This is a genomic window from Chryseobacterium sp. 22532 (assembly GCF_052044665.1).
Lineage (GTDB): Bacteria > Bacteroidota > Bacteroidia > Flavobacteriales > Weeksellaceae > Chryseobacterium > Chryseobacterium lathyri.
In genome coordinates this window covers 663,011-685,178 of the sequence record NZ_JBQENJ010000002.1, presented here as the reverse complement: position 1 = coordinate 685,178, position 22,168 = coordinate 663,011, and the positions used below count along the sequence as shown (strand labels likewise).

The 22,168-nt window shown below is 37.2% G+C and carries 24 protein-coding genes and 1 riboswitch; of the genes, 14 read left to right on the top strand and 10 right to left on the bottom strand.

Annotated elements, in window-relative coordinates:
• Positions 1-183 precede the first annotated feature (183 nt).
• Positions 184-2,814 (bottom strand): cyanophycin synthetase, encoded by a 2,631-nt coding sequence (gene cphA / locus ACTJIV_RS07320; RefSeq protein WP_111958167.1) that lies wholly within the window; start codon positions 2,812-2,814, stop codon positions 184-186.
• Positions 2,815-3,010: 196 nt separating this feature from the next.
• Here cphA and ACTJIV_RS07315 point away from each other — a divergent pair, with 196 nt between their 5' ends.
• From ACTJIV_RS07315 to ACTJIV_RS07305, 3 genes are all read left to right on the top strand, one after another.
• A complete protein-coding gene (locus ACTJIV_RS07315; protein WP_373426874.1) occupies positions 3,011-3,901 on the top strand; it encodes a cyanophycinase in 891 nt (296 codons plus the stop codon).
• A gap of 101 nt (positions 3,902-4,002) precedes the next feature.
• A complete protein-coding gene (locus tag ACTJIV_RS07310) occupies positions 4,003-4,845 on the top strand; it encodes an isoaspartyl peptidase/L-asparaginase (protein WP_440626570.1) in 843 nt (280 codons plus the stop codon).
• Positions 4,846-4,942: 97 nt separating this feature from the next.
• Positions 4,943-5,179 (top strand): YtxH domain-containing protein, encoded by a 237-nt coding sequence (locus ACTJIV_RS07305; protein ID WP_111958171.1) that lies wholly within the window; start codon positions 4,943-4,945, stop codon positions 5,177-5,179.
• A gap of 90 nt (positions 5,180-5,269) precedes the next feature.
• On the opposite strand, the gene ACTJIV_RS07300 is transcribed toward ACTJIV_RS07305, so the two are convergent.
• The 6 genes from ACTJIV_RS07300 to ACTJIV_RS07275 form a co-directional block, all read right to left on the bottom strand.
• On the bottom strand, positions 5,270-6,070 hold the full coding sequence (locus ACTJIV_RS07300; protein WP_440626568.1) for a class I SAM-dependent methyltransferase: 801 nt from the start codon (positions 6,068-6,070) through the stop codon (positions 5,270-5,272).
• Between the two features lie 68 nt (positions 6,071-6,138).
• Positions 6,139-6,783 carry a GNAT family N-acetyltransferase gene (locus tag ACTJIV_RS07295; RefSeq protein WP_440626566.1) on the bottom strand — a complete coding sequence of 215 codons (645 nt, stop codon included), beginning with the start codon at positions 6,781-6,783 and terminating at the stop codon, positions 6,139-6,141.
• 16 nt (positions 6,784-6,799) lie between these two features.
• Positions 6,800-7,339, bottom strand: a complete 540-nt coding sequence (locus ACTJIV_RS07290; protein ID WP_440626564.1) for a PH domain-containing protein — start codon at positions 7,337-7,339, stop codon at positions 6,800-6,802.
• A 194-nt stretch (positions 7,340-7,533) separates the two neighbouring features.
• A complete protein-coding gene (hisS, locus tag ACTJIV_RS07285; protein ID WP_111958177.1) occupies positions 7,534-8,883 on the bottom strand; it encodes a histidine--tRNA ligase in 1,350 nt (449 codons plus the stop codon).
• A gap of 123 nt (positions 8,884-9,006) precedes the next feature.
• A complete protein-coding gene (locus ACTJIV_RS07280; protein WP_223559328.1) occupies positions 9,007-9,462 on the bottom strand; it encodes an HRDC domain-containing protein in 456 nt (151 codons plus the stop codon).
• A gap of 14 nt (positions 9,463-9,476) precedes the next feature.
• Positions 9,477-9,809 carry a single-stranded DNA-binding protein gene (locus ACTJIV_RS07275; protein WP_440626561.1) on the bottom strand — a complete coding sequence of 111 codons (333 nt, stop codon included), beginning with the start codon at positions 9,807-9,809 and terminating at the stop codon, positions 9,477-9,479.
• Positions 9,810-9,980: 171 nt separating this feature from the next.
• On the opposite strand from ACTJIV_RS07275, the gene ACTJIV_RS07270 reads away from it, so the two are divergent.
• The 5 genes from ACTJIV_RS07270 (at position 9,981) to ACTJIV_RS07250 (ending at position 12,430) form a co-directional block, all read left to right on the top strand.
• A complete protein-coding gene (locus ACTJIV_RS07270; RefSeq protein WP_440626559.1) occupies positions 9,981-10,178 on the top strand; it encodes a hypothetical protein in 198 nt (65 codons plus the stop codon).
• A gap of 37 nt (positions 10,179-10,215) precedes the next feature.
• Positions 10,216-10,350, top strand: coding sequence for a hypothetical protein (locus tag ACTJIV_RS07265; protein ID WP_440626557.1), 135 nt, complete (start codon positions 10,216-10,218; stop codon positions 10,348-10,350).
• A gap of 192 nt (positions 10,351-10,542) precedes the next feature.
• The gene (locus tag ACTJIV_RS07260) at positions 10,543-11,145 is read left to right on the top strand and encodes an HPP family protein (protein WP_223559325.1); all 603 of its coding nucleotides are present in this window, start codon (positions 10,543-10,545) and stop codon (positions 11,143-11,145) included.
• Positions 11,146-11,149: 4 nt separating this feature from the next.
• Positions 11,150-11,494: a hypothetical protein gene (locus tag ACTJIV_RS07255; RefSeq protein ID WP_440626555.1), complete on the top strand. Its 345-nt coding sequence runs from the start codon at positions 11,150-11,152 to the stop codon at positions 11,492-11,494.
• 27 nt (positions 11,495-11,521) lie between these two features.
• Positions 11,522-12,430 carry a TIGR01777 family oxidoreductase gene (locus tag ACTJIV_RS07250; protein ID WP_440626553.1) on the top strand — a complete coding sequence of 303 codons (909 nt, stop codon included), beginning with the start codon at positions 11,522-11,524 and terminating at the stop codon, positions 12,428-12,430.
• A 47-nt stretch (positions 12,431-12,477) separates the two neighbouring features.
• Here the strand turns inward: ACTJIV_RS07250 and ACTJIV_RS07245 are convergent, their stop codons facing one another.
• Positions 12,478-12,834 carry a MarR family winged helix-turn-helix transcriptional regulator gene (locus ACTJIV_RS07245; RefSeq protein WP_440626551.1) on the bottom strand — a complete coding sequence of 119 codons (357 nt, stop codon included), beginning with the start codon at positions 12,832-12,834 and terminating at the stop codon, positions 12,478-12,480.
• A 112-nt stretch (positions 12,835-12,946) separates the two neighbouring features.
• On the opposite strand from ACTJIV_RS07245, the gene ACTJIV_RS07240 reads away from it, so the two are divergent.
• From ACTJIV_RS07240 to ACTJIV_RS07225, 4 genes are all read left to right on the top strand, one after another.
• Positions 12,947-15,199, top strand: coding sequence for an ATP-binding cassette domain-containing protein (locus tag ACTJIV_RS07240; protein WP_440626549.1), 2,253 nt, complete (start codon positions 12,947-12,949; stop codon positions 15,197-15,199).
• A gap of 154 nt (positions 15,200-15,353) precedes the next feature.
• Positions 15,354-15,935, top strand: coding sequence for a GDP-mannose pyrophosphatase NudK (nudK, locus tag ACTJIV_RS07235; RefSeq protein WP_223559321.1), 582 nt, complete (start codon positions 15,354-15,356; stop codon positions 15,933-15,935).
• 60 nt (positions 15,936-15,995) lie between these two features.
• The gene (locus ACTJIV_RS07230) at positions 15,996-16,652 is read left to right on the top strand and encodes a DUF2306 domain-containing protein (RefSeq protein WP_111958195.1); all 657 of its coding nucleotides are present in this window, start codon (positions 15,996-15,998) and stop codon (positions 16,650-16,652) included.
• Between the two features lie 271 nt (positions 16,653-16,923).
• Entirely contained in the window at positions 16,924-17,688 is a 765-nt protein-coding gene (locus ACTJIV_RS07225; protein ID WP_440626546.1) for a hypothetical protein, read from the top strand.
• Positions 17,689-17,778: 90 nt separating this feature from the next.
• On the opposite strand, the gene ACTJIV_RS07220 is transcribed toward ACTJIV_RS07225, so the two are convergent.
• Positions 17,779-18,225 carry an Lrp/AsnC family transcriptional regulator gene (locus tag ACTJIV_RS07220; RefSeq protein ID WP_440626544.1) on the bottom strand — a complete coding sequence of 149 codons (447 nt, stop codon included), beginning with the start codon at positions 18,223-18,225 and terminating at the stop codon, positions 17,779-17,781.
• A 105-nt stretch (positions 18,226-18,330) separates the two neighbouring features.
• Between ACTJIV_RS07220 and ACTJIV_RS07215 the strand changes: the two genes are divergently transcribed.
• Positions 18,331-18,795 carry a carboxymuconolactone decarboxylase family protein gene (locus ACTJIV_RS07215; RefSeq protein WP_440626542.1) on the top strand — a complete coding sequence of 155 codons (465 nt, stop codon included), beginning with the start codon at positions 18,331-18,333 and terminating at the stop codon, positions 18,793-18,795.
• Between the two features lie 58 nt (positions 18,796-18,853).
• Here ACTJIV_RS07215 and ACTJIV_RS07210 read toward each other — a convergent pair whose 3' ends face one another.
• On the bottom strand, positions 18,854-19,315 hold the full coding sequence (locus tag ACTJIV_RS07210) for an Lrp/AsnC family transcriptional regulator (protein WP_111958203.1): 462 nt from the start codon (positions 19,313-19,315) through the stop codon (positions 18,854-18,856).
• Positions 19,316-19,469: 154 nt separating this feature from the next.
• Positions 19,470-19,655, top strand: a riboswitch (cobalamin riboswitch).
• 175 nt (positions 19,656-19,830) lie between these two features.
• Here ACTJIV_RS07210 and metE point away from each other — a divergent pair.
• Entirely contained in the window at positions 19,831-22,161 is a 2,331-nt protein-coding gene (metE, locus tag ACTJIV_RS07205; protein WP_440626540.1) for a 5-methyltetrahydropteroyltriglutamate--homocysteine S-methyltransferase, read from the top strand.
• The last annotated feature ends 7 nt before the right edge of the window (positions 22,162-22,168 follow it).

Below are 22,168 nucleotides of genomic sequence, written 5' to 3'. Positions count from 1 at the left end.
GGGTTCGCCGCCTCGTTTACATTCCGTAAGGTAAAACCCGCTTTTCATAAAAGCTTTGTGTTAAAGAAACCTTTTGTAGATTAAACAGATTTTGCAGATCTAATGGATGAAAAAAGTAAATGAAAATTTGTTTAAAATAAAAAACGGCTGAAAATTCAGCCGTTTTTGTATAAATCATTTATTTTATGAATTTTTATCGTCTTCCATAAGCTCGCGTGCCTGGTAATCCTGTACCAGATCGATTGCATTGGAAATAACGTCACTTAAAGCAGTGATAAAGGTTCCTTCTTCAGCCATTCCCATGGCATGTTTTAAAGCTTCAATTTCTTTAGGTATAATCTCATAGCTCACATCTCTTCCGGCTTCATTAATACCATCGATGATCAATCCGTTGATTTCTTCTTCCGTTCTTCCTCTCAGGTGTTTTTCGTTTCTGATGATGATATAATCAAACATCCTTCCGGCAATTTTTCCGCATTCTCTGATATCACCATCCCGTCTGTCTCCTACTCCTGAAATAATGCCTATTTTCTTGGTAGATTCTACATTTTTAAGGTAATCTTCTATTGCCTGGTAGCCTGAAGGATTATGTGCAAAATCAATAAGAACCTTAAAATTCTTAAATTTAAAAATATTCAGTCTTCCCGGTGTAAGCTGCGCACTCGGAATAAAAGTTCTTAAGGAATTGGAAATGTCTTCGATTCCGAAACCGTAGAGATAGCTTGCCAAACTAGCAGCTAAAACATTTTCGATCATAAATCTGGCCTTCCCTTCCATGGTGATCGGGAAATCTTTAGCCTTTCCTATTCTGATCTTCCAGTCGCCTTTTTTAATCGTCACGAAACCTTCTTCATAAATGCAGGTAATTTTCCCTTCTTTGGCAAATTTTACGATATGGGGATTACTTTCATCCATACTGAATATCGCGACATTGCTGTCCAGATCATTAATGATCTTCATGGAATATTCATTATCAGCATTCAGGACGCTCCAGCCATTTTTCTTTACACTGTCCAGAACAACTCTTTTTACTTTTGTCAGGTCTTTTAGATTGTGAATATCATTCATTCCTAAATGATCCTCTTCGATATTCGTCAAAACCCCGATATCACATTGTGAAAATCCTAAGCCTGAACGCAGGATTCCGCCTCTTGCTGTTTCCAGAACAGCAAATTCTACCGTAGGATCTTTCAGAACAAACTCAGCAGAAAGCGGTCCTGTAGTATCTCCTTTGGAAAGCATTGTATTTTGTATGTAAATCCCGTCAGAAGTAGTAAAGCCTACTCTGTAACCATTGCTTTTTACAATATGGGAAATCAGTCTTGTTGTTGTTGTTTTTCCATTGGTTCCTGTCACGGCGATAATGGGAATGGTGAACGGCTTCCCCGGAGGATACAGCATATCAACTACCGGAGCAGCTACATTTCTCGGTAAACCTTCGCTTGGCGCCAGGTGCATTCTGAATCCGGGAGCAGCATTTACTTCAATAATGGCTGCACCGCTTTCTTTAAGAGGCTGAGTCAGGTTTTCTGCCATAATATCGATGCCGCAGACGTCCAGACCTATAATTTTGGAAACTCTTTCAGCCATGGTGATATTCTCCGGATGCACCATATCAGTAACATCTATGGAAGTGCCCCCTGTAGAAAGATTAGCCGTTGATTTCAAATAAACCACTTCTCCCTTCTGAGGGACGGTTTCAAGGGTGTACTGAAGTTTTTCAAGAAGTTCCAATGTATCTTTGTCTACTTCTATTTCGGTAAGCACATTTTCATGGCCATAACCTCTCCTCGGATCTCTGTTTTCTTTATCGATCAGCTCCTGAAGATTCAGTTCCCCATCACCTACTACATGGGCGGGAACTCTCCTTGCTGCCGCAACCATTTTATTGTTAATAACCAAAACCCTGAAATCATATCCTGTAATATATTTTTCTACAATGACTTTTCTGGAATATTTCTGAGCGTGCTCCAATCCTATTTTTGCAGCTTCCCAATCGTTTACATTAATGGAAGAACCTTTTCCGTGATTTCCGTCCAATGGTTTTAGTACAATGGGATAGCCTATTCTTTTTATAACGCTGTCCAGACCTTCTTCATCCATCACCAAATCTCCGATAGGAACAGGTATAGCAGCATCATGGAGCATTTTTTTCGTCAGTTCTTTATTACATGCAATATCTACCGCAATTGAGCTTGTTTTTCCTGTAATGGTAGCCTGGAAACGCTGTTGGTTTACCCCATATCCAAGCTGCACCAAAGAATTTGTTCCCAATCTTATCCATGGAATTTTTCTGGAAACAGCCTCTTCCACGATACTTCCCGTAGAAGGTCCCAGGCGGACACGTTCTCTGATCTCCTTCAATTTCTGTATACAGGCATTAATATCGTATTCTTTATTATCTATTAAAGCCTGGGCTATATTTACAGCTTCTTCAGCAGCATAAATGCCTGCATTTTCTTCAATATAATTAAAAACAACATTGTATATTCCCGGTGATTTTGTTTCGCGGGTTCTTCCGAAGCCTACATCCATACCTGCCAGCGTCTGTATTTCCAACGCTATGTGTTCTATGACATGCCCCATCCAGGTTCCCGTTTCTATTCTGTGAAAGAATCCACCCTCCACTCCTTCTGAACACCTGTGGGTAAACAGAGAAGGAATCAGCTTTTCAATTCTTTCTCTGAAACCGTCGATTTTATTGGTAGGATAATTCTCCATTTCTTCAAGATCCAACCTCATCTGTATCAGCTTCTTTCTTCTGATACTCCAGATGTTTGGGCCTCGCAATGCCTGTATCTTCTCAATTTTCATAATCTATTTGCATTTTATCAGTTAACAATAACTCCTTCAAAAATCAAAGATAATGTAAAACCCTAAACCAAACTATACCACATTTAAAGATTCCCAAAAAAAAATTAAAAAAAATTAACAATTCTAAAACATTAAAAATCATTAAAATGTGGCATGAATTTCGCCAAATGTTAATTATTTTTTAAATTTGCACACTATGATGAGACCCGTTGGAAAATTAATTATTATCGGAGGAGCTGTAAACAAAGGAAGCTTTGCAGAAACCGATTTCGACCAGAACATTGAAAAAAACCTTAACTTTTTTGAAAGAGGAATCTTAAGAAAGATCATTAACGAATCTAAGCTTAAGGAAAATTCTGTCATCGAAATTGTAACCACAGCCTCCCAGATCCCTCAAATTGTAGGCACAGAATACAAAAAAGCTTTTGAATTTCTTGGCGCCAAAAATGTAAATATTCTCGATATCCACAACCGTGAAGAGGCCAATTCTGATGCTATGGCAGCCAGAGCTAATGCAGCAGATGTTGTGATGTTCACCGGGGGAGATCAGCTCAGGCTGACTTCTATTCTTGGTGGAACAAGATTTCACGATACTATATTACTGAAATACCAGGAACAGGATTTTATCTATTCAGGGACTTCTGCCGGTGCGGCGGCGGCTTCTGAAAATATGATCTACCAGGGAAGCAGCTCTGAATCTCTTTTAAAGGGAGAAATTAAAACAACGCAGGGACTGGGTCTTATAGATAATGTAATTATTGATACACACTTCGTACAGCGTGGCAGAATCGGACGTCTTTTTCAGGCTGTAGTCAACAATCCGAGAACATTGGGAATAGGACTGGGTGAAGACACCGGACTTTTTATCCATAATGATATTATGACTGCTGTAGGTTCAGGGCTGGTGATCCTGGTAGATGGAAGATTTATTAAGGATACCAACCTTACGAATATCAACCTGGGTGAACCTATTTCAATCGATAATCTTACGGTACATGTTATGTCTATGAATGATCATTACGACCTTACCACAAAGAAACTTACGATCGAAAATTCACAGTTCAACCCTATCCCACAGGATAAATAAAAGTTAACAGTCAATGGTGAATAGTGAATTTCACCGGTTAAAATTTTATCGTTATCTTTAAAATTGACCATTGACTTTTCACAATTGGCAAATACAATCTTATGAAAATCATTATCCACGGCGGTTTTTTCTCTGAAAGCGATCAAAGTCATGAAGTAAAGACGGCAAAACAAAATTCTTTAAAACAGATTGTCCAAAAGGCTTTTGAATATCTTCAGACGCATTCTGCTTTTGATACGGCAGCTTATGCTGTTTCTCTTCTGGAAGATGATCCGTTGTACAATGCAGGCATCGGCTCTCAGATACAAAGTGACGGTGTGATCCGTATGAGCGCAGCAATTATGGATGGAGAAACGCAGAAGTTAAGCGGTGTAATCAATCTTCAGGATGTAAAGAATCCGATTTTTGTCGCAAAAGAACTAATCAAAGAGGATGACAGGGTTCTGGGTGGTAATGGTGCTAAGATTTATGCCTCTGAACATGGTTTCGAGAATTTCTCAACGGAGATTCCCCAAAGAAGAAGTGAATATGAAGCTAAACTTAATAATGGCGGTAAAGGAACGGTAGGCTGTGTTGTTCTTGATAAAGACGGAAAGCTGGCAGTAGCAACCTCTACAGGCGGGAAAGGCTTTGAGATTCCTGGAAGGATTTCAGATTCGGCGACGGTAGCAGGAAATTATGCCAATTCAGTTTGTGCAGTGAGCTGCACGGGTGTAGGAGAAGATATTGTAAGCAATGCCACTGCTGCAAAGATTGTAACGAGAACTACTGACGGAATGGGTCTGAAACAGGCTTTTAATAAGACATTTGAGGAGCTTAAAACCATAGATGGCTTTGCAGGGGCTATCGCTATTGATAAAGACGGAAATATCTATCATCAGGATTCTTATCCTACGATGGTCTTTGCAAGTTTTGACGGAGAAGATTTTCAGGTCTTTCAATAATTTTAACATTTTTTTATTATCCCATTTAATTTTTTGGCACGTATTTTACATGTTTACTAGTAACAAGTTTTAATATAAATCATTAAAAATAAAAATCATGGGAAATAAAACAAAAGGGCTATTGGCCTTACTAGGGGTAGGTGCTTTAGCATATTGGAAATACAAGAACTCTACACCTGAAGAAAAGCAGGCTGTAAAAGATAAAATCAATACTGCAAAAGACAACCTGAACAAATGGGGAAATGATGTGAAGAACAAAGCCAATGATGTTGCATCCCAGGTTCAGAATAAAGTAGACGAAGCTAAAACAAAAGCTGAAGATTCTTTAAGCTAAAAGCAGATTAGTTTTTTTAACATTCATATATGAAAAGTCATCGTAATCTCAGGATTATGATGACTTTTTATTTTAAATGATACTGTAAAATTAATTTTTATATCCTTTCAAAGCATAAACCAACGGCAATTTATTATCAAACTTTGAAATCCGCCATTTCCCTTTTTCAACTTCTTCCACTTCTTCCACATGGTTGAAACACGGATAAGGTGACCAGTCAAATTCCTGGAATTTTTCCAGTTGTATATCATGATTTATCAGATTCTGCAGCACTTCAGCTAAAGAATGGTTCCACATCACATACTGCTGAACAATATCTGCAGATTGATCAGCATAGGTTCCTTCGTAGGTTTCTACAATAGGTTTTTCATTAAAATAATTGTAGGCAACTTTCGTAAAATCATCATCAAACATCCAGACGGCAGGATGAAATTCCGCCATTATAAATTTTCCACCTGGTTTTAAATAATGGCTGATGACCTCTGCCCATTTATCGAGGTCAGGAAGCCAGCCTATTACTCCGTAACTTGTATAGACGATATCAAATTTCTGATCAAGAATCTCCGGAAGGCTGTATACATCCGAACAGATAAATTCTGTATCGGTACCACATTGCTGTGCAAGCTCTTTTCCTGCTTCAATAGCTTTATCAGACAGGTCTATACCAATAACCTGAGCTCCCATTCTTGACAAGGAAATAGAATCCTGTCCGAAATGACATTGAAGATGCAGAATATTTTTACCTTTTATATCTCCTAGAAGCTCCAGCTCTATCGGATTGAGTGAGTTTCTTCCTTTCAGGAATTCATCTACAAAATAGAAATCCGATTTCAGGTGAGGATCTACTTTGGCATTCCATGAGTTTTTATTGATTTCCAGGTAATTTTCCATGGTGTTTGCTTAATGCTAATTTAGAAAATGTTTTGAGATTATTTTACTTAATACTTATGTACAAACAATCAAATTCCGGGAATAACAATGGATGTATAAGAACTGTAAAGCTCCCACCCCATTGTTTCATAAAGTGATTTTCCCTGCTCTGTTGCTACTAAAAAATTGTTATGAATACCATTTGATACTGCAATTTTCTCGAGTTCATGCATCAGAAAAGTAGCGAGTCCCTTTCTTTGATGGTTTTCTGCTGTTAGAATTCTGTCATAAACTGCCAGATCATCTGCAAGCACAATTCTGCCTATGCAAGCCAACTCCCCATTTTCATCAATAATCTTAACCGCTGTTGTGGAATTGTAGTTTTCATATTCAAGCCGATAGCTTTCGCCCAGGCTTTTCCGTGAAATATTCATCGGACTGGAACAGAACATCATGTATCCGGGAGGCTGAATTATCCATTTTTCTGATACCCTATTTTTTACCTCATCCGGAGAGGCGCAAACCTTGAGGTAAATCCAGGGTTCATCAATCTGTTTTGAGAGTTCAATGAAATCATCATTGATCTCAGGAAAAACATATCTTATTTTCTGCCTTTCTTCTCCTACTTCTACTTTAAAACCGGATTTGTATCTTACCGGAAGAGGAAGTTTTCTGGACAACGACCATGCCTTCAACCATTTCTCTATAATATTATAAGGTACGATATCCATCATGATTTGCTCGTTATATTTACAAAGGCTGGTTCAGCAGTTTCTTTTTCTGTTCTGCAAATTCTTCTTCACTTAATACTCCCCTTTCTCTAAGTCTCCCCAACTGTTCCAATTGATCTAAAACTGAAGGTTCTGATTTACTTTGAAAATATTCTTTAGGACGGGCCATAAAGTCCCTTACTTTTTCACAAAATAATTCTGCATAATATTTTCCAACATTATCAATTTCAAGAACATTATCCGAAATATGAATATCTATGGAAGCCAGCATTAAGGATTTCTCGTATTGTATAGAACTTACTTTATCGTAAGAAAAATCTTCTACCTTCAGCCCATACATGAATTCTTTATCCACAAAAATAAGTCTTCTTTCCGTTGCTACTAAGATGATATGATGATTAGTCAGTTTATTTCTTCCTTCAATTAAATACACAATTCTTTCATTCTCCGAAAGGACATCCGGTAACGCATGAATTTCTTTTCTGGCAAAAATAGTGGGATTGATATCTAATATTTCCAGTTCATCTTTTATTTCGTCAAGTCTTGATTTTTCACTCATTATTAGCTTTTATAAATGGTAGATATTACAAATTTAATTTTTTTCTAAAATAGGGAAAGACATAAGCCTATTATTTTAAAAATAAAATTTAACAGTCATTCTTACAAAAGCATAACTCGCACAAGTATTAATACCAGTAAATGCAAAAGCATTATCGATTGATAATGCTTTTTAATTTTATATTTTCCAGAATATTACCCTAAAAACTCTTCCAAAGAAACTGTTTTCTGTTCTCCAGCTCCCAGATCCTTAAAAGTAACTGTTCCGTTTTTAATTTCTTCTTCTCCTAAAAAAACAAGGTTTTTAATTCCTTTCTTTTCAGCGTAGGTAAACTGTTTGTTCAGCTTTGCATTTTCAGGGTACAGCTCAGCAGAAATTCCTTTTTCTCTTAGCTGCATAATCAGTTTTAAAGCTTCTACCGTTTCTTCTCCTCCGAAGTTAGCAAAAAGGTATTCTACTTTCATTGAAGCTTCTTCAGGGAAAAGATTAAGCTCTTCCATCACCAGATAAACCCTGTCCAAACCAAACGAGATCCCGATTCCCGGAATATTTTTAACTCCGAAAACCTCTGTAAGGTTGTCATATCTACCACCACCTCCGATGGAACCCATTGCCACCTCATCCGCTTTCACCTCAAAAATAGCCCCGGTATAATAATCTAAACCTCTGGCCAGCGTAATATTGAATACCAGATTCTGCATATCTACACCAAGGTTCAGAGATTGAGTAAGGACAAATTCAAGTTCTTCCACTCCTTTCAGTCCAATTTCACTGTCAGCAAATTTTTCTTTTAACTGAAGAAGATTTTCCAGCGCATCATCGGACTGATTAAATAAGAACTCCAATTTATCAATAGATTCCTGAGAAATTTCTCTTTCCAGTAATTCTTTAACAACTCCTTCTTTTCCTATTTTGTCCAGTTTATCGAGAGCTACAGTAAATTCAATCAGTTTATCAGTAATACCTGCATATTCTGCCAGACCGGAAAGGATCTTTCTGTTGTTCATATGGATGGTAACAGGAATTTTCAGATCGGAGAATGATTTCAGATATAGCTGAACCAAATCCACTTCCTGTAATAAGCTTTCGCTTCCTACCACATCTGCATCACATTGGTAAAATTCTCTGAATCTGCCCTTCTGTGGACGGTCTGCTCTCCATACCGGCTGAATTTGGTAACGTTTGTAAGGAAATGTCAGCTTACCATGATTCATCGCCACGAATCTTGCAAAAGGTACGGTAAGGTCATAACGGAGCGCTTTATCTGAAATTTGAGAAATAAGTTTCTGATGATTTTTATTATCCCAGTCTTCCTGATTCACTTTTGAAGCGTATTCCCCTGAGTTCAAAATTTTAAAGATCAATCGGTCACCTTCTTCTCCGTACTTTCCTGTCAAAGTAGAAAGATTTTCAAAGCTTGGGGTTTCTAGTGGCTGAAAACCGAACAATTCAAAATTATTCTGTAAAATATTGATAATATATTTTCTTCTTGAAACTTCCTGTGCTGTAAAATCTCTCGTTCCTTTTGCTAAACTTGGCTTCATTTGCTGTATGTCATTTTGATAGATGCAAAAATAAGGAATTGAAAGGACTTTTCCGAAAGATAAAAAAGCTGAGGGAGAAATCTCCCTCAGCTCCTGATACATCATCATTAAGAAGTTCAAAAATCAGACACTTTCAAGAATCTCTAAAATCTCTTCACCATAGTTTTCAATCTTATGTTTTCCGAAACCTTTGATCTCAAGCAGCTCTTCTTTTTTAGCAGGTTTATACTTAGCCACAGACATCAGTTCTTTATTGCTCGCGATAAAATAAGTGGGGAGATTCTGTTCTTTCGCCTTCTCAGATCTCCAGTATTTCAGGGCATCTAAAATTTTCTCTTCATCGGAGTTTAAAGTATCATTATCTGCAGAGTACTTTACTGCCTTTGGTTCCTTCACTGTATTTTTAGCTGTTTTCAGCTCTTCAAAATACAGGATTACGGACCAATAACATTCATCGTTTACAAAAGCGGTTTCCACTTTTATAATTTCGTTCACGTCAAGAAAATCATCAAGCATTTTTTGATCTCTATGAAGAAATTCCTTGGAAAGTCTGATTTTAAAAACTTTTACATTCATCATTTGTGTTTTTAAAATTATTTACCTCCTAAAAGCAGGATCTCATCGATTCTGATCTCGGTTATATAACGCTTAACGCCGTCTTTGTCATCATACGATCTGTAGGTAAGTTTTCCTTCAATTGCAATTTCTTTTCCTTTGGGTACATACTTCTGAAGGATTTCAGCTGTCTTTCTAAAAGCAATCAGATTATGCCATTGTGTTTCTTCCACTTTTTCGCCTTTTGCATTCGTGTAATGATCGCTGGTGGCTAGCGATACGCTTGCTTTTACATTTCCGCTTTCGAAGTTTACTGTTTCAACTTCTTTACCTGTGTAACCAATTAATGTTACTTTGTTTCTTAGTGACATAACTTTAAAAATTTTAAGATTAATAATTCAGATAAGAGACGTTCACTGTCTTTCTCAAATCTCTGTTGCAAAGATTGTTACACCAAAGCATCTTAGTCGGTTATAAACTATTTAAATTCATTTGTATTCGTTTGTTGTCGAGTATTTCCGTATCTTTGATCAAATCAAGCTATGAAAAAGGACATCACTATTTTTGAGTTTCCTTTAAATCTTGGGCTCACTAAAAAGGAGCATGAGATAGAAACGGGAGTAAGAAAACTTCCTGCATGGCTCAGGAAATTTGGTTTTCATAAAGGAATAAATCTCATATACTGGATCCTGATTATGATACAGAAGGGCTTTATACCCAACCTTTCATTGAAAATTTAATTCAAATTATAAATAACCCGACTGAAAAAAATTAAATATGAAAAAGATTACCAGAATATGGCATGGAGTTGTCAATGCTGAGAAGGCAGATGAATACCTTAAATACGTTGAAGAAACAGGTATTTTACACTATATAAAAATACCCCAGGAAATCTATCTACAAAAATACTGAGAAAAAAAGATCAGGAAATTTGTCATTTTTTTACTGTTACCGAATGGGACTCTTATGAAAGTATCAGGAAATTTGCAGGAGATGATTATGAAAAGACAAAAGATTATCCTGAAGACAAAAGATTTTTACTGGAATTTGAGGAAAATGTCAATCATTATGAAACTTTTGAATACTAATTAATAGAAAGAAATTGTGAAGAAAACAATAAAAAGAACGTTCAGGGTTTCGAAATATGTGATTTACCGAGAAACACTTGTTGATTATAAAGAGCATTTCTGGTCTTTTTTAGGAGCATTTGTCGGGATCGGAATTATTGCATTTATTCAGTCCCATACTTTGGCTGCCACTGAAAATATATTTCTGATCGGTTCTTTTGGTGCATCGAGTGTTCTGATCTATGGGGCCATTCAGAGTCCTCTTGCCCAGCCCAGAAATTTAGTGGGTGGACATGTTATTTCAGCGCTTGTGGGAGTTACGGTTTATAAAATCGTTCCTGATATCATATGGCTTGCTGCGCCTCTGGCTGTAGCTTTTTCTATTGTCTTGATGCAGTATACAAAAACCCTTCATCCGCCCGGAGGAGCAACAGCACTGATTGCAGTGAGTTCTACAGGAAAAATTCCGGACCTTGGATATTGGTATGTACTTTCTCCGGTTTTATCAGGCTGCATCATTCTTTTACTCGCAGCTCTTTTATTCAACAATATAACTCCGAATAGAAGCTATCCCTCTCATACAAGTTTTAAACGGTTATTAAGGAAAAAACATGAACATTCACACAAAATGAAAAAATAAAAGCATGAACTGTCTCGAATGTGGCGAAAAAATTAACGGGAGGTCTGATAAAAAATTCTGCAATGATGCCTGCCGGAATGCCTACAATAATAAGCAGAACAAAGATTCTACTAATCTGATGCGGAATGTGAACAACAAACTCCGCAGAAATTACCGTATCCTTATGGAACTGAATACAGATGGCAAAGCGAAAATTGCAAAATCAAGGATGGATGGCTTAGGTTTTGATTTCGATTATTTCACCAATCTGAAAGTTTATAAAAATGGCTCTGAATACAGGTTTATTTATGACTACGGCTATAAGCTTCTGGAAGATGATTTTGTACTCATTGTAAAGAATCAGACATAATTCCCTACTTACCCTAAATATTCAATTATGAAAGAAATTGTTCTTATCACCGGTGCCGGCGGAATGATCGCACAGAAACTCTCAAAAAAAATAGAAAACGAATACACCGTACGATTTCTGACGCGAAAGAAAAGGCATGAGAATGAATTTGAATGGGATATTAAAAACGGAACAATGGATGAATCTGCTCTTGAAAATGTTTCCCACATTATTCATCTGGCTGGCGCCAATATTTCAGAAAAACGATGGACCAAGGAAAGAAAGCGTGAACTGATATCCAGCCGTGTAGATTCTGCAGGACTTCTTTTAAAAACTGTAAAAAAGAAAAAAATACAGCTTAAATCTTTTATTTCCGCTTCTGGAATCAATTATTACGGAACGGTAACAACAGAAAAAGTTTATACTGAAAAAGATCCTCCCGGAAATGACTTTCTGAGTGAGGTTGTGGTTTTGTGGGAAAGATCGGCAGATGATTTCAAAGAACAAAACCTGGCAGAAAGGGTTGTGAAAATACGGACAGCCGTTGTTCTTTCTAAAGAAGACGGGGCACTGAAGAAAATGGTTCCCACTATAAAATACGGCATCGGGTCTGCTTTAGGAAATGGAAAACAATACATGCCGTGGATTCATATTGACGATATTTGCTCTATTTATCTGACAGCCCTGAAAAACTCTGATATGGATGGGGCTTACAACGCAGTTTCTCCTCAGCATACTACCAATGAGAATTTAACGGAAAAAATAGCTGAAGTTCTGAAAAAACCTTTATTTATGCCTAATGTACCTGCATTTGTTTTAAAACTAATGTTTGGAGAGCTGGCAGATGTTTTACTGGAAGGCTCACGGGCTTCTTCACAAAAAATACAGAATACAGGATTCCAATTTAAATTTCCTGATCTGAAGGGAGCTCTGGAAAATCTTCTGAAAGAGAAGTAATTTAGAAACAAAAAAAGTATTATATGCATATCCTAGTGAAGCCACACTCAGACTTTCAAATTTTCCAGAACCTTATTAAGCAAAGCTGTTAATGTTTCTAATTCTGTTTTATCCAAGATAGCAGAAGCCTGATCGGCTACTGTTTTTCGGAAATCTTCAGAATTATTGATCAGAAACTTACCTTTTTCTGTCGCTGAAAGATTAAATATTCTTCTATCGGAAATACTTTGTTTCTGTTCGACCAGCCCATTACTGATCAGGAATTTGATCTGTTTTGATATGGCTGCCTGGCTGACCTTAAATGCCGCAGCAATCTGTTTTCCGGTAACCTGATCCTTCCGATATATATATTCTATAATATTGTAATGCGTTGCCGTAACACCGCTGATGTTCCCCTTGTTCATATTAGCCAATATAAAACACTGAAGATCAGTAAACGTATTAAAAAAATGATTCTTTTCTATTTCCATAAAAATACTTAACTTAGTTAACTATTAACAAAGTTAATGAATTATTATGAAAGAAATCATCATCACTCACGCAAGACAGAATAATCTGAAAAATATTTCATTACGCATTCCAAAAAATAAAATAACGGTCTTCACAGGAGTTTCAGGATCCGGAAAATCATCGTTGGTATTTGAAACGATAGGTGCCGAAGCCCAACGCCAGATTAATGAGACACAAAACAGTTTCATAAGGAACCGCTTACAGCATTTTGGAGTTCCGAATGTAGAAAAAATAGAAAACCTTAATGTCCCTTTTATCATCAATCAAAAGAGGCTGGGAGGAAATGCACGCTCAACAGTGGGAACAGCAACAGATATTTATGCTTCCCTCCGGCTACTTTTTTCCAGAATAGGAAAACCATTTGTAGGATATTCCAATGTGTTTTCTTTCAACAATCCTCAGGGGATGTGTCCTGAATGTGAAGGCCTAGGATATGTGCAGACCGTGAATACGGAAACTCTTTTTGACAGAAACAAATCACTGAATGAAGGCGCGATACGGTTTCCCACATTTCAGCCCGGAGGCTGGCGGCTGACACGTTATATTTATTCCGGGTATTTTGACAATGACAAAAAGCTTAAAGACTTTACAGAAAAAGAATGGGAAATGTTGTTGAATGCCAAAGAACATCTTCCCAAAAATCCGACCAAAGAATGGGGAAAAACAGTCCGGTATAAAGGCGTAATTCCCAGAATTGAAAGTTCATTTCTGAAAAAGGAGTCTAAAGAGAATATTACGCGAAAAGATACTTTAAAAAAAATCATAATTACTAAACCATGTCCGCTTTGCGAGGGGAAACGGCTCAATTCAAAAGTTCTGTCCTGTAAGATTGAAGGTAAAAGCATTGCAGACTGTACCTCACTCTCCATTGATGAACTTCTCCTTTTTATTCAGAGCTTGTCATCTGAAATATATTCTTCTATAATTAATGAGTTGATAAAAAAGCTTCAGAACCTAATTGATATAGGTTTGCAGTATCTGACCCTGGACAGACAAACTGACACGCTATCAGGAGGGGAATCCCAACGGATAAAAATGGTAAAGCAGCTGGGAAACAGCCTTGTGGATCTGCTGTATATTTTTGATGAACCCAGTATCGGCCTCCACCCTAAAGATATTGACCACATTGTAGACATCATCAAAAAAATAAGGGATAAAGGCAATACCGTCTTAATTGTTGAACATGACCCGGATCTCATCAAAATAGCCGATCTTATTGTGGATATGGGACCTGATTCGGGGAAAAACGGCGGTGAAATTATGTATCAGGGAACTTTTAATCATTTAAAAAATGCAAAAGGTAAAACAGCCGATTATTTTAACAAAGCCCGTACTTATAATAACGTCCCTAGATCAGCAAAAGGCTATCTTGAAATTAAAAATGCTCATCTTCATAACTTAAAAAATGTGAGTGTAAAAATACCTACAGGCATAATGAATGTTGTAACCGGTGTGGCAGGATCAGGGAAAAGCACTTTGATCAATAAAGTTTTACCCTTATCCTATCCGGTAACCGTAGTAGATCAATCTGTTTTTACAGCCAGTATCCGTTCAAATCTGTTAACGTATCTCAATCTGTCAAATACTGTCAGAAAACTTTTCTCCAATGCCAATAATGTTTCTGAAAAGCTTTTCAGCCGCAACGGTGAAGGCGCCTGTTCCAATTGCAGGGGATTGGGCGTGGAAAAAATAGACCTTGCTTTTATGGATGATATTGAACAGCCCTGTGAAGTCTGTCACGGATCAGGATATAAACCTGAAGTTTTACAATATCTATACAGGGGTAAAAATATCGCTGATATCATGAATATGACCGTTCTGGAAGCCCTGCAGTTTTTTCCCGGACCCGGATTTGAGCATGAACTCAGCCTGCTGATTAAATTAGGACTGGATTATCTGACTCTGGGGCAGCGGCTGGACAGCTTCTCCGGAGGTGAAAGACAGCGTTTAAAACTGACCAAAGAGCTGAACCGTACAGATAAGATTATTGTTTTGGATGAGCCCAGCACAGGCCTTCATCCTATTGATAATGAAAAGCTGCTTTCTTTCTTTGATGAACTGATACATAATGGGAATACCTTAATCGTTATTGAACATAACCTGGACATCATCGCTAAGGCAGACTGGATTATTGATATCGGTCCTGGAGCCGGAAAACTGGGCGGCAGTATTGTATTTGAAGGAACCGTGAAAGACCTCTTATCAGCACAGCATTCTGCAACTTCCGTATATTTAAAGAAGCACCTTCGAGGTCAATAGAAGCTGAAATGACTGCTTACTGTTTATTTTGTGATAAAGATTCTATGATTTTAAGGGAAATTTAAGGGCTTGTTGAAAAAGAAATATTAATTTAGCATTTATATATAAGGCCTATCAGACCCACATCATTAAATATAATAGAGAAGATATTCCCATGCAGAATCCTAACATTACTATTCTTAAAACAGAAATTTTATCAGACAACTGGTATACACTTAATAAAGTCACTTACAACATTACAAAAAAGGACGGAACCACAGAAACCCATAGCAGAGAAGCTTATGACAGAGGAAACGGAGCGGTTATCCTGCTTTATAATAAGATTTCAGGTACTGTGATCTTAACCAGACAGTTCAGGCTTCCTACTTTCATCAATGGGAATGCCACAGGAATGCTTATTGAAGCCTGCGCCGGCCTTTTGGACAATGATAACCCCGAAGACTGTATAAAAAGAGAAACGGAAGAGGAAACCGGTTATAAAATTTCTAAGGTGGAAAAAGTGTTCGAAGCCTATATGTCTCCTGGCTCCGTAACGGAAATCCTGTATTTCTTTATCGCTGAATATTCTTCTGAAATGAAGATCGCAAACGGTGGAGGACTCGAAGAAGAGGGAGAGCATATTGAAGTTTTAGAACTTCCTTTTAATGATGCCCTTACCATGATAGACAGCGGAGAAATCATGGATGCAAAAACCATCATGCTTCTGCAGCATTTACGCATCAAAAGTATTGTATAGAAATAACAAACGGTGTGAAACATGCTTCTAGCCGCCTATTGCTAAAACTATTTTAAAAGGATGACAATTAGGATCATCAGGATATTTGCTGCCGTAGCCATCTTTATTTTCAGTATTCTGATGCTGAAAACGATCTCCCAATATACAGGTTTTGATAAAAATGTGGGTTTTCTCATGTTTAAACAGAAAGTGGTCAGTAATCCCTATTGGATAACATTTTTTTACATTCACATTTTTTCAGTCACGCTTTGTTTATTGGCTGGACTCACTCAGTTTTCAAACCGGTTTTTAAGTGAAAACACAGCACTTCACAGATGGATAGGAAAGATTTATGTTTACAATATTCTGATCATCAATGTTCCGGCATGTTTTGTATTGGGATTATTTTCAAATGGTGGAATCATCGGGATTACAGGGTTTATGCTTCAGGATATTCTCTGGGCTTATTTTACGATTGCTGCCGTTCTCTTCATTAAAAAAGGGAATATTGCAGGGCACAAAAAATATATGATCCTAAGCTATGCAGTTACCACCACAGCTATCACTTTCAGGATTATAAAGAATCTGTTCTATCAGGAAAATCTGCATGATTATGAGCTGTTTTATGGACTGAATGTCTGGGTTTCCCTGATTCTCAATCTTGCAGCAGCTTATTTTATTATCAGAAGCCAAGCATTATCTCTCAAAACTTACGTTCATCGTCAAAATAATAAATGAGATAAACAGCAACAATGCATAGGACACAATGAAGATCAAACCATTCAAGACTATTCTGTGCTGAGATTTTGATGTCCAACGGTTAAAAAACCGCATCACCAGATAAGATAATCCAGCCAGGATCAGTAAAGTAAAAATAAAAAAAACAAAGCCCGAGTCCATAGATATTAATTTATGTCAAAACTATTATTTTAAAATTAAAAAACATAATAAAATCTCTAGATTAAACTCAGGTTCAGAATATTTCCGAATAAAGCTTATAACAAAATATATGAAAAAATTACTTTTTACACTTTCATTGGCTCTTTCTGCAGCAGTCTTCGGACAGAAAACAAGCAGTAAGAACAACAATCTGGTACTCTACCCTTACCAGACTTTCAACTGCGATAATAAAGGATATTTTGATCCTGGAAAATATAAAAAAGAGGAAATAGACGGGATTTATAAGCTCCTATATCAGTTCAACAGTGGTTTGTTCGACACTCATGCGGTCTTTAAACTTTCGGATCTTGAAGATGTCCGAAAAAATAAAAACATTTATCTGCAACAATTGGAAAAACAGTATCAGGAAAAGAAAAACCAGCTGTATAACCTTAAAGTTATTAATCTTCCCGAGTGGAAAAAGCTTCACCAGGAAACCATTCAGACTTTTGAAAATGAATATCAACTGAAAAAAGAAGAGCTTATCGCCTACTCTGATCCTGCATCACTTAAAAATAGCAAATATTACGATACCTGCAAACAATATATTGATGCTGTTTCTTCTCCGGACAAACAGAAAATGTACACCGTTTGGAAAAACTTTGTTGAAGCCAAAAGCAAGGATAATGCTGATCCACAATCTGTAATAGATAGGTTCAAGGCTCAATTCAACGATCCGAAGAAAGATGATTATGCACTGATTCAATTAATTGGTTTCGGTTTCTACAATTGTGCCAACGGCAGTTTCAGACCAGATCCTAATGATGAGGGAGCGCTTTATGAAAAGTTTGATAAGATCTTTACGAAGCTGAAACAGGACTGTGATGAGCCATAATTTTATTTAAAGATTGAAAAATTTAATGATTTAAAAATCAGTCAGCATTCGTTTTCGGGTGCTGTTTTTTGTTTCCGTAAGAAATTTCTCTTATTGAGCCTGAAAAAAATGATTCGCTTTTATTTCAGACAGCTGTACTGATGTGGAAGGAATTCCAAATTTTAACAGCCTGTCAATAATATGTTCAAGGTGGGCACTGTCTTTTAACACACATTCAGCAATGAGGCAGTATTCTCCTGTGATTCTTTTACAGCTGATGATCTCGGGGAAGTGTTTCAGGTGGTCAATAAATATTCTAAACTCATCATTTTTAAACTTCAGATGAATAATGACTCTCAGGCTATATCCGAGAAGGCCATAATCAATATCTGCTGTAAAACTTTTGATAACACCGGTATCGGTAAGGTTCTGTACTCTCTCTTTTGTAGCAGACTGAGAAAGGGAGATGTTACGCCCTATTTCAGCATAACTTAACCTGGAATTTTCAGACAGTAACCGTAAGATTTTATAATCAAAATCGTCTAAAACTATTTTCATTGTATTTTTAGATTAAATCAGTAGAAATAATCAAAATTATAAAATCTAATCATTAAATCCATTTTAAAACTACATGAATTAGACAGAAATTTGACATAAAAAAATATGACAACAATTGAATTTTCAGACAATGGAAATACACCATTTGAAAAACTTATTGGCCATAACCCTGAAATACTATACCACTGGAACAGACTTGAAGAGACTTTCTTTAAAAATATAAGTTTAGACTCTGATTTACTGGAACAGATCCGAAGAACACTTGCATTTGGCAATGGCTGTGAATACTGCATGGTAAAAGGCGGAAGACCCGATTTCAGCAAGTCAGATCTTAAAATTTCCGTAGCTGTAAGCTTCGCAGAGCTATTCTCTAAAAATCACCGTTCCATACTCAAGAGCCATTTCAGCATGTTGAGAGAATTCTTTTCCGAAAAAGAAATTTCGGAGCTCTGCACCTTTATCAGTTTCATCAGTGCTTCCCAAAAACTGGGGAAAATATTTAATCTGACTGAAGAATATCAACAAAATGCAGTAGTGAGAATGGAGCAGTTAATTTTATTTAAAGATTGAAAAAATTAATGATTTAAAAAATTATAATGGCAGTATCCTATGGGTGCTGCTTTTATTTTTAAATACTTACTCCGTGAATATTTTTAACCTCGGCCATCACAAAAGTGCTGTGTGCACTTCCTATAGAATCTAATGAACCCAGCGTATTGAACACAAAGTCCTGGTAATGTTTCATATCTCTTACCTGAACTTTCAGGAGAAAATCGAAATCTCCTGAAATATTATAGCATTCAGCAATTTCATCAATCTGTAAGATATCTTCAACAAACTGATTTCCTACAGAACGGTCATGGATTTTAAGTTTAATCTGGCAAAAAACAGTAAACCCACGGTTCAGCTTCTCTGCTTCCAGTACAGCTGCATAATGCTTGATATATCCTTCCTGCTCAAGTCTTTTCATCCGTTCGAAAACAGGTGAAGGTGAAAGATTGACTTCTTTTGCAATCTCTTTTACAGTCAATTTAGCATTCTTTTGCAGGATTCTGAGCAATTGAAGATCCCTTTCGTCAAGTCTTTCCACAGAATAATATTCTTTTTGAGGTTATGTTTTTCAAATTTACAGAATTTTTAACTTTAAAATAAGACCAAAACAAAATAATATTCCTAATTTTTACAAATTAACCAATCAATTCACTTTAATCAATACCTTTGACATAGATTTTGTTCTTTAACATACTTCATCAAACAGAAGAGGTTTTACATAACGTAGATTAATAGGGAATCGTGTGAGAATCATGAGCTGTCGCGCAACTGTAAGTAACACAACAATGGTTTTTATCCAAGTATATCCACTGCCAGAAGCGGGAAGGATGATAAAAACTGTTACAAGTCAGGAGACCTGCCTATTCTGAATTGACAATGCTTTCGCGGTCTGAAGCTTCAGCTCATATAGATGATACTTTGAACGTCCCTGCATTACCGGGAAATTACGTCCTCACTGTATCCATTTATATCCTAAAATTCTTTCCAAACAGCATTGCGGAGCATCTAAAAGAGCCTTTAAAATCCTAATTGTCTAATTTAAAGTTTAAAAACATGCAAACGCACATTCTTGGCAGCCCGCGTATTGGCCGCCACAGAGAACTCAAAAAAGCCTGCGAACAGTATTGGTCAGGCAAAACATCATTAAACGAATTACTGGAAACCGGGAAAACCATTAGCCGGCAGAACTGGAAAATGCAGCAGGAAGCAGGAATTGACCTTATTCCCTGCAATGACTTTTCTTATTATGATCAGGTTTTGGACATGACTCTAGTTGTGGGAGCAATTCCCGAACGCTATAAAGAAATTGCCTCAAGAGCATCCAATTCTGAGCTTGATCTATATTTTGGCATGGCAAGAGGCTACCAGAAAGACGGCCTTGACATTACCGCCATGGAAATGACAAAATGGTTTGATACCAATTACCATTACATCGTTCCTGAATTTCAGAAGAACCAGCAGTTCGGATTATTTTCCAAAAAGATCATCAGTGAATTCATCAGCGCAAAAGAAGCCGGAATAAATGCCAAGCCCGTGATATTAGGTCCTCTTACCTATCTTCTTCTGGGAAAAGAGAAAGAAGACGGGTTTGATAAACTGGACCTCATAGAAAATCTGCTTCCGGTATATATCGAAATTTTAAAAGAACTGGAAAACCATGGTGCCACATGGATTCAGCTTGATGAACCTTTTTTAGGTCTGGATCTTACTGAAAAAGCAAGAGAAATCTACCCATCTGTTTATGCTGAAATCAGAAAACAGTTCCCGAATCTTACATTTATTCTTGCTACTTATTTTGAAGGTTTAAAAGACAACCTTTCATTAGCAGCTTCACTTCCTGTAGATGTCCTGCATATCGATCTGGTACGATGTCCTGAACAGCTGGATGAAGTTTTACGTACCATTCCTCAAACATTGAGTCTATCCTTAGGTATTGTAGATGGGCGGAACATCTGGAAAAATAATTTTGAAAGATCTTTAGGCTTTATAGAAAAAGCGGTCAGCACCATTGGTTCAGACAGGGTTTTCATTGCCCCTTCATGTTCTCTGCTTCACTCTCCTTTTGATCTTGAACTGGAGACGAATGAAGAAACATTATCTCCTGAAATTAAGCAATGGATGGCTTTTGCCAAACAAAAAGTTGATGAAATTGTTACCTTGAAAAAGCTTGCTTCCGGAAATGCAGATTACCTGGCTCTGCAACAGTATGCCGAAAATAAAAAAGCAATTGACACCCGTAAAATCTCAGCTTTGATCCACAATCAGGAAGTAAAAGACCGTACGGATGTAACAACTGAAGATGATGCAAAGAGAAACAGTCCGTTCAGCATAAGGAAAGAAGAGCAGCAAAAAGTTTTACAGCTTCCCTTATTTCCTACGACAACGATTGGCTCTTTTCCTCAAACTAAGGAAGTAAGGACATGGAGATCAAAATTTAAAAAAGGGGAACTGACCGCTGAACAATATGATGATCTTCTTAAAAAAGAGACAGAAAGAACCATCCGCTGGCAGGAAGAGATAGGTATTGATGTGCTGGTTCACGGGGAATTTGAACGTAATGATATGGTAGAATATTTCGGGGAACAGCTTTCCGGATTTGCTTTTACTCAAAACGGATGGGTTCAGAGCTACGGCAGCCGATGCGTAAAACCTCCGGTGATTTATGGTGACGTTCACCGTCCGCATCCAATGACGGTTTACTGGTCCCAATATGCCCAATCTTTAACTCAAAAATGGGTAAAAGGAATGTTGACCGGCCCCGTAACGATTCTTCAATGGTCTTTTGTACGTGATGACCAGCCTCGTTCTCTTACCTGTAAACAGATTGCACTGGCAATCCGTGATGAGGTGAATGATCTGGAAAAAGCAGGGATCAGAATCATACAGATTGATGAACCGGCTATCAGAGAAGGGCTTCCGCTCAGGAGATCCGATTGGCAGCAATATCTTGAATGGGCTGTAGAAGCTTTCAGGATTTCATCTTCCGGTGTGGAGAATGCAACACAGATTCATACGCATATGTGCTATTCTGAATTTAATGATATCATCGAGAATATTGCCGATATGGATGCCGATGTGATTACGATAGAATGCTCCAGAAGCCAGATGGAACTGTTGAATGCTTTCGCAGATTTCAAATATCCGAATGAGATTGGTCCGGGGGTTTACGATATTCATTCACCCAGAGTTCCGTCAAAAGAAGAAATGGTTGAATTGCTGAAAAAAGCGCAAGCTGTTATTCCAGCTCAACAGCTTTGGGTAAACCCTGACTGTGGTTTGAAAACCCGCCATTGGGATGAAACAGAAAAGGCTTTGGTTGCCATGGTGGAAGCTGCAAAAGAAGCAGCAGAAACTTTTGATAAAGAAGGAAATTTAGTTAAATAATAGGATT